At 67.5% G+C, this 7,686-nt stretch carries 8 protein-coding genes; 4 read left to right on the top strand and 4 right to left on the bottom strand.

Annotation, left to right across the window (positions count from 1 at the left end; all coding sequences use genetic code 11):
* A partial coding sequence (locus tag ACLFQI_RS09680; RefSeq protein WP_410758874.1) for an MBL fold metallo-hydrolase occupies positions 1-608 on the bottom strand: 608 nt, incomplete at its 3' end.
* Positions 608-1,087 carry an RDD family protein gene (locus tag ACLFQI_RS09675; RefSeq protein WP_410758872.1) on the bottom strand — a complete coding sequence of 160 codons (480 nt, stop codon included), beginning with the start codon at positions 1,085-1,087 and terminating at the stop codon, positions 608-610. The genes ACLFQI_RS09680 and ACLFQI_RS09675, both read right to left, overlap by 1 nt.
* A gap of 170 nt (positions 1,088-1,257) precedes the next feature.
* Between ACLFQI_RS09675 and ACLFQI_RS09670 the strand changes: the two genes are divergently transcribed.
* Both ACLFQI_RS09670 and fixJ read left to right on the top strand, forming a co-directional pair.
* Positions 1,258-3,888, top strand: a complete 2,631-nt coding sequence (locus ACLFQI_RS09670; RefSeq protein WP_410758870.1) for an ATP-binding protein — start codon at positions 1,258-1,260, stop codon at positions 3,886-3,888.
* On the top strand, positions 3,885-4,493 hold the full coding sequence (gene fixJ / locus ACLFQI_RS09665) for a response regulator FixJ (protein WP_410758868.1): 609 nt from the start codon (positions 3,885-3,887) through the stop codon (positions 4,491-4,493). Before ACLFQI_RS09670 ends, fixJ begins: the two co-directional genes overlap by 4 nt.
* Before the next feature lie 30 nt (positions 4,494-4,523).
* Here the strand turns inward: fixJ and ACLFQI_RS09660 are convergent, their stop codons facing one another.
* Together ACLFQI_RS09660 and ACLFQI_RS09655 are read right to left on the bottom strand one after the other, a co-directional pair.
* A complete protein-coding gene (locus tag ACLFQI_RS09660) occupies positions 4,524-4,943 on the bottom strand; it encodes a hypothetical protein (protein WP_410758866.1) in 420 nt (139 codons plus the stop codon).
* A gap of 126 nt (positions 4,944-5,069) precedes the next feature.
* Positions 5,070-5,570 (bottom strand): DUF2939 domain-containing protein, encoded by a 501-nt coding sequence (locus ACLFQI_RS09655; protein WP_410758864.1) that lies wholly within the window; start codon positions 5,568-5,570, stop codon positions 5,070-5,072.
* Positions 5,571-5,702: 132 nt separating this feature from the next.
* On the opposite strand from ACLFQI_RS09655, the gene ACLFQI_RS09650 reads away from it, so the two are divergent.
* Both ACLFQI_RS09650 and ACLFQI_RS09645 read left to right on the top strand, forming a co-directional pair.
* On the top strand, positions 5,703-6,959 hold the full coding sequence (locus ACLFQI_RS09650) for a multifunctional CCA addition/repair protein (protein WP_410758862.1): 1,257 nt from the start codon (positions 5,703-5,705) through the stop codon (positions 6,957-6,959).
* Positions 6,959-7,669: a metal-dependent hydrolase gene (locus ACLFQI_RS09645; protein ID WP_410758860.1), complete on the top strand. Its 711-nt coding sequence runs from the start codon at positions 6,959-6,961 to the stop codon at positions 7,667-7,669. Before ACLFQI_RS09650 ends, ACLFQI_RS09645 begins: the two co-directional genes overlap by 1 nt.
* Positions 7,670-7,686: the final 17 nt, after the last annotated feature.

The following is a 7,686-nucleotide window of genomic DNA, read 5'->3' as shown; positions in this document are numbered from 1 at the left end:
CGCCGCTCCTCGCCCAGGGTTCCCATCGGACCGTGGCCGGGGATGAAGCGCACCGCGTCGCCGAGCGGAAACAATCGCTCGCGGATCGAGCGCAGGAGCTGGCCGTGGTCGCCGCGCGGGAAGTCGGTGCGGCCGATGGCGCCGCGAAAGAGCACGTCGCCGACCTGCGCCAAGCCGGCCGCGCGGTCGACGAACACCAGATGCCCGGGCGTGTGGCCGGGACAGTGCAGCACCTCGAGTCGGCGCTCGCCGAGCGTCAGCCGGTCGCCCTGTTCGAGCCATTGGTCGGGACTGAACGCGGCCTGCGGCGGGAAGCCGAACAGTTGCGCCTGCTGTGGCAGGGCCTCGAGCCAGAAGGCATCCGCGCGCTGCGGGCCGATGATCGGAACCCCGAGTTCAGCGGCGAGCGCCGGCGCGGCGCCGACATGATCGAGGTGCCCATGCGTGAGCAGGATCATGCGCGGCGTCGCGCCGCTGCGCGTCAGCGCCGCGCGGATCCGCGCCGGCTCGCCGCCTGGGTCGACGATGGCGGCTTCCTGGGCGATGGGGCAGATGAGCAGGGTGCAGTTCTGTTCAAACGCGGTGACGGGGATGATCTCGAAGCGCATCAGTCGGTCTCCGCGGTCGAGCGGTGCCGGTCGGCGTCCTTGCGCAGCAGCAGGGTGCGGGTGCCGGCCAGGCGGTCGTACCAGGTCTGCTGGTCGCGGTCGAACAGCATCCACCAGAGCCCGAGCCCGGCCGGCGCCAGGGTGAGCAGCGCGAAGCCGAGACGGCGCAACGCATCCAGCGTGCCGAGCGGTGCGCCGTCCGCGCGCAGGATCAACAGCCGCCAGACCCGCATGGGCAGCGTCTGGCGGCCGTGGGTCCAGAAGTACAGGTAGTAGCCCAGGATCACCAGCAGCAGATAGAGCTGGAACAGCAGCCGCGCGCTGCCCTGGGTGAGATCGGCGCCGGTCAGGCTCACTACCGCGATGGTGTAGACGGAGGCGGCCATGATCAGCACGGCGGCGAGCAGCAGCAGGTCATAGAGGATCGCCGCTAGGCGGCGCGGCAGCCCGGGGCTGCGAAACGGGGAAAGATCGGTCATGGGCTCAAAGGTTCATCGAATCGATCGTCGCTCATCAGTGCCGCTACCTTAACCAGAGACGCGACGCCCTGGCTAGCGCCGGCCGTGAATGGGCTAGACTGTCTCCCAACATTCGTGCCTCGCCTCACCATTCGGGTTGCTCAGTGCCCCGTCTCCGCATCAAACCCACGTTGCTCCATCTCCTGCGCCGACTGCCGATGCCGGTGGGCGGGATCCTGATCGGCCTGATCGTCGGGCTCGCGGTCTGGGTCGTGCTCGATCAGGTGCAGAGCAAGGCCGTCGAGCGCATCTTTGGACGCGAACTCTCGATGCGGCTCGATCTGCGCGCGCGCGAGAGTCTGATCCGTTTCGATCAGTACATGACCAACTATGCGGCAACGACGCGCCTGCTGGCCAACCATCGGCGCCTGGCGCAATACCTGGAGCCGTTGTTCTGGTTCCCCGGCGAGGACGTCGATCCGGTGGTCTATGCGGGCTTTCGGCCCTTTTGGCTGCCGGATGTGTTCGGCCGCAATGCCTTGCTGGCGCCGAGCCATGTGCTCCTGGTCGACACCGGCGGGCTGGTGCGCGAGGTCTATCAGGCCGGCGAGAAGCCGTTACCGGAGGAGTTGACCGGCGATCTCGGTCAGTGGCTCGGCGGCCCCGACGAGGTGCGCAGCATCCTCGCGCGTTTCGACGATCGGCCCTATCTGGTGGTCAGCGATCGGGTCGAGGATGCCAGCGGCTATACCATGGGCAGCCTGGTGGTGCTGGTGCCGGTGGACGCGGCGTTTCTCGCCGCCTCCGAGGGCAGCTTCTCGGCGGATCGCTCGGCGGTGGCGCTGATCGATGCCGACGAGCAACGCATCCTCGCCAGTAACGAGCCGCGGCGGCTGCTACCCGGCAGCTTGCTCAGCGCATGGAGCGATGAGTATCAGGTCACCTCGCAGTCCTTGCCGGCCTATGAGGGCTCGAACTGGAACATGCTGTTCGCGACCTTCATCCCCGAGCGGATCGTCGCCAAGATGTCGGACAAGGTGATCGATTTCGAGCGCAAGCAGCGCCTGATCGCGGCGTTGGTCTTCATCGCCGTGTTCACGCTGGTGATCTATCTGGTCTCGGCGCGATTGAACCAGGTGCTCAAGCGCATGACGCGCTTCTCGCAGCGGGCGCTCGGCATCGCCCAGCCGGGCTTCGAGGTCGGCGGCAACCAGCTGTTGCTGCTGGAGGAATGGATGCAGCACTTCACCTCGCTGGTACTGCGCGCGCGCGAGGAGATGCGGCGCAAGCACGAGCACGAGATGCGCGAGACCGAGGCGCTCAAGGCGGCGATCATGGAGGCCTCGCTGGATGCCATCGTGACCCTGAACCGGACCGGCGCGGTGATCGACTACAACCCCACCGCCGAGCGCATGCTGGGTTTCGATCGCGCGGCCATCATCGGCACCGACTTCGCGCGCGCCTTCGTCGCCGCCGATGACCGCGCCCATTTCATCGGCCTGCTGCGCGACTCCAGCCGTCGCGGCCCGCTCGGCGAGCGTTCCCCCCATGCGCGCACCGAGCTGCGCGCGCTGCGCGCCGACGCGCAGCGGTTCCCGATCGAGGTCTCGATCGTGCCGATCGCGCTCGATGCCGAGCCGGTGTATACGCTCTACATCCACGACATCACCAAGCGCAAGGAGGCCGAGCGCGAGATCAAGGGCCTCGCCCGCTTCGCCAGCGAGAGTCCAAGCCCGATCTTGCGCGTCAACGGTGCCGCCCGCATCGTCTATGCCAACGCCGCCAGCCGCGCGTTGATCGAGGCCTGGGAGAGCGAGCCGGGCGGCCCGCTGCCGGCGCGCTGGTGCGAGCAGGTGCGAGCAGCGCTCGCCGACGGTGCAACCCAGGAGCATGAGGATGATCTCGGCAGTACCATTTATTCGCTGCTGTTCGTGCCGATCCAGGAACTCGGTTATGTCAACATCTATGCACGCGATATCACTGCGGTGCGCCGCGCCGAGCAGGAGTCGCGTCAGCATCAGGCCGAGCTGGTCCACGTTTGCCGCTTGAGCACCATGGGCGAGGTGGCGACCGGCATGGCGCATGAACTCAACCAGCCGCTGGCGGCGATCGTCAATTACGCCAATGGCGCCAGCCGCCGGCTGAAGAGCGGTCAGGGCGACAGCGCTGCGCTGGTCGATGCGATGGCGCATATCTCGGGGCAGGCGCAGCGCGCCGGCGAGATCATCAAGCGACTGCGGGCGCTGGTCGGCAAGCAGCAGCCGATCCGCTCGGTGGTCGATCTCAACCTGCTGGTGCGCGAGGTGTGCAGCTTCGTCGAGTTCGAGACCACCAAGCTGGAGATGCTGATCGAGCAGCAGCTGGCCGAGGAGGCGATCCCAGTGGATGTCGATCTGGTGCAGATCGAGCAGGTGCTGCTGAACCTGGTGCGCAATGCTCTGGACGCGCTCGAGGAGCGCCCGCCGGGCGCGCGCACGCTGCTGATCGGCACCGAGCGGCTGGATACGCGCGCCCTGGTGCGGGTGCGCGACAATGGCCCCGGCATTCCGCCGGAGCGCATGGGTCATCTGTTCGATCCCTTCTTCACCACCAAGGAGACCGGAATGGGCATGGGGTTACCAATCAGTCTCACCATCCTCGAGGACCACGACGGCACCATCCGCGCCGAATCCGAGCCCGGGGTGGGCACCGTCTTTCAGGTCGAGCTGCCGGTGGCGGCCGATGGACTCGACGCCGGCGATCCGTCCAGCCCGTTGGGCCTGACCGATGCCCGCCGGCTGAATCTGATCGAGCAACCAGGCGCCGGGGGTGCGCACGGATGAGCCAGGATCTGACCGTGTTCGTCGTCGATGACGACCAGGCCATGCGCGGCTCGCTGCAGTGGTTGATCGAGTCGGTCGGCATGCGGGTCGAGACCTTCGAGTCGGCGCATGCCTTTCTCGATGCCTACTATCCCGGGCGCGCCGGCTGTCTGCTGCTGGATGTGCGCATGCCGGGGATGAGCGGGCTCGAATTGCAGGAGTATCTGGGGCGGCGCGCGATCCGCATCCCGGTGATCATCATCACCGGCCACGGCGATGTGGCGATGGCGGTGAAGGCGATGAAGGCCGGCGCGGTCGACTTCATCGAGAAACCGTTCGACGATGAGCAGTTGCTGAACAGCATCCGCAAGGCGCTCGAATACGACGAACGGCATCGCGCGCTCCAGGCGCGCAAGGCCGAGATTGCCGCCTGCCTGGCGGAGCTGACGCCGCGCGAGCACGAGGTCATGGCGATGGTGACGGACGGAAAATCGAACAAGGAGATCGCCGCCGCGCTCAACGTCAGCGCGAAGACGGTCGAGGTCCACCGCGCGCGGGTGATGGACAAGATGCGCGCCGACTCCCTCGCCGAGCTGGTGCGCATGGCCATGCTCGTCGGCGGCTAGGGTGAACGACCCGCCGCCGGGGATGGCTGGCTACCAGCAGGGCGCGGCCAGGCTCGACATCAGGCCCATGGCATCGCCGGGCATTGGCATCGGCATCCCGCCCCAGGGACCGCCGGACTTGATGCGGATGACGTACTCGGCCCACTGCAGCGGTCGCGGCAGATAGCCGACCTGCGCGGCGATGCCATGCAGCTCCGCGAGGAAGGCGATGTCGCAGGCAGTATCGGGGCCTGGGTGCGCGGTGCAGAGGTCATGGCGCATGCAGGCGGCATCGAAGGCATCGACCGGCGGTGGCCAACCATGACTCGGATGGTTGATGCCGCACCAATTGCCGTAGAGCGGCATGCATTTGAATGCCACGGCATCGCCGGCGGCGAGCAACAGCAGGGCGCTGGCCAGCATGGCCGAGCGCGCGACGGACAGCAAGCGAGACAGCGGACGCGGGGACATGGCTTCGACCTCCGGATACGAGCAAGCCCGATACGAGCAAAGGCCCCAGGTGCGAGGCACCGGGAACCGCTGGAATCATGCACATCCTGTCATCAGCTCCAAGAGGTTACGCGAGATGCTTGGTGGTTAGCCGGTGATATCGGTGATGCGCCACTCGCCCTCCTCGAGGCTGAGGATGACGAAGGTCGGATGCTCGCCGATCTCGCCAAAACGCACGACGAAGCGGTCCCACGACTCGAAGAAGGCGAAATCGATCGCGCCGACGAAGCTGCTGCTCTGCGCATCGGCGCGTTGACCGGCATCGAGCAAGGTGGTGCGGACCCAGTCGAGCGTGATGGCCTGTTCCAAGGCGGCGTCGCCGAGCCGCTTCAGATTATCGGTCAGCCAGCCGATCACCTGCTCGGCCTCGGTCTGGTCCTGATCCTCGGTGGGGGGCAGGAAACCGCTGATACCGCGCCCGATGCGGGTCTTGTAATGGGTTTGGATGGCGGTCAGATCGACAAACGGCGCCAAGGCCTCGGCATTGGGCTCCTGCAGCGCACTGTTGATGCGAAACAGGCTGGAGTAGGGCCAGATGCCGTAGGCGACGACGGCGAGCAGGAACAAGAGGCCAAGAATGCGAGCCATGGGATGATGCGGATCCAATGCTAGCCAGGAAAGCCCCATTTTACGAGAATTGCCGCGATCGTGCCGACCCTTGCGCGGCTGGCATCATGCAAGGCCGTTATCGATGATCGACGCCATCCTGCAACCGTTGTTATGAGCGATTCTGCAACCTCTGGACTCGAAACCTATCTCGTCGGCGGGGCGGTGCGCGATCGGTTGCTCGGGCTCGCGGTCGAGGAGCGCGATTATGTGGTCGTCGGCGCCGATGCCGAGACCATGCTCAAGCGGGGCTTCCTGCCCGTGGGCAAGGAGTTCCCGGTGTTTCTGCATCCCCACACCAAGGACGAATACGCGCTGGCGCGCACCGAGCGCAAGACCGCCCCTGGCTATCACGGCTTCGTGTTTCACGCCGATCCCGAGGTGACCCTGGAGCAGGATCTCGAGCGCCGAGACCTGACCATCAACGCGCTCGCCGAGACCGCCGAGGGTCGCATCATCGACCCCTATGGCGGTCGCGCCGATCTCGAGCAGCGCCGCCTGCGCCATGTCTCGCCAGCCTTCGGCGAAGACCCGGTGCGCATCTTGCGCATCGCGCGCTTCGCCGCCCGGCTCTGGGGGCTCGGCTTTCGCATCGCCGATGAGACGCTGGGCCTGATGCGCCGCATGGTCGCGGCCGGCGAGGTCGATGCGCTGGTGCCGGAGCGGGTCTGGGCCGAACTCGCCAAGGTGCTCGGCGAGCAGCGCCCCGGCGCGCGATTGTCGGCGTTCTTCGAGACCCTGCGCGCCTGTGGCGCACTGCAACGGCTGCTGCCCGAATTGGACCGGCTCTGGGGCGTGCCGCAACCGGCCAAGTGGCATCCCGAGATCGACACCGGGGTGCATGCGATGCTGGTGCTCGACACCGCCGCGCGGCTCTCGCCGCTGCCCGAGGTGCGCTTCGCGGCGCTCTGTCATGATCTCGGCAAGGGCAACACTCCGCCCGAGATCTTGCCCAGCCATCATGGCCACGAAGCGCGCGGCGTCAGCCTGCTGGCCGAGGTCTGCGCGCGGCTGCGGGTGCCGAAACGCTATGGCGAACTGGCGCGGATCACCGCCCGTTTTCACGGCCAGGTGCATCAGGTCGACGAGCTGCGCGCCGCGACCATCCAGGATCTGTTCGACGCGGTCGATCTGTTTCGTCGCCCCGAGCGCTTCGAGCAGATGCTGATCGCCTGCGAGGCCGATTTCCGCGGGCGCACCGGCTACGAGGCGCGCGCCTATCCGCAGGCCGCGCTGATGCGCCGCCTGGCGAGCGCGGCGCGCGCCGTCGATGCCGCCGCGATCGCCCAGGCGACCGCGCCCAAGGCCCTGATCCCGCAGCGGTTGCGCGCAGCGCGCATCGGCGCGATCCGGCAGGCCCGGGGGCGCTGATGGCGAACTTCCGCGAGCATCTGAGCGGTGGCGCCCTGATCTCCGGGATCGCGGCCTTCGCCGCCTATGGCCAGGGCCTGGTCAACAGCACCGAGACCCAGGTCCTGTTCGTCGTCGGCACCACGGCCAGCCTGTTGCCGGATATCGACGCCGACGACTCCAAACCGGTGCGCGCGCTGTTCAACAGCGTCGGCATCGTCCTTGGCTTCATGGCGGCGTTCCGGGTTGCCGACCATGTGCCGATCGAGGTGGGCGTGCTCGAACAGATCGCGGTCTGGGTCGGCGTGAGCCTGTTGGTCGCCTTTCCGCTGCGCTGGGGGTTTGCGCGCCTGACCGTGCATCGCGGTGTCTGGCATACCCTGCTGATGGCCATCGTGCTGGCGCTGGCGACGACCGTGGTGGCGGACCTCTGGCTGGAGGTCGAGCCCTTGCTGGCCTGGCTGGCCGGCGGCTTTGTGCTGCTCGGTTACCTGACCCATCTCACCCTGGACGAGATCGCCAGCGTCGATCTGCTCGGCCGGCGCGTGAAACGCTCGTTCGGCACCGCGCTCAAGCCGCTCAGCCTGCGCGCCTGGCCCTGGTCGCTGCTGCTGCTGGGGGCGACGGTGTGGCTGCTCGGGCTGACGCCCGATCCCGCGCCGGTGCTCGCCGGTATCGACCAGTTGGGCATCCCCACCGAGCCACTGAGCGCGCACTGGCCGCGTTGGTGAGCCGTGTCGCTCGGCTC

Origin of the sequence: Halochromatium sp., from assembly GCF_046541315.1 — a bacterium.
Taxonomy (GTDB): Bacteria; Pseudomonadota; Gammaproteobacteria; order Chromatiales; family Chromatiaceae; genus Lamprobacter.
Note: the sequence above shows the minus strand (reverse complement) of the source record. Positions and strands in the feature narration are given on the sequence as shown.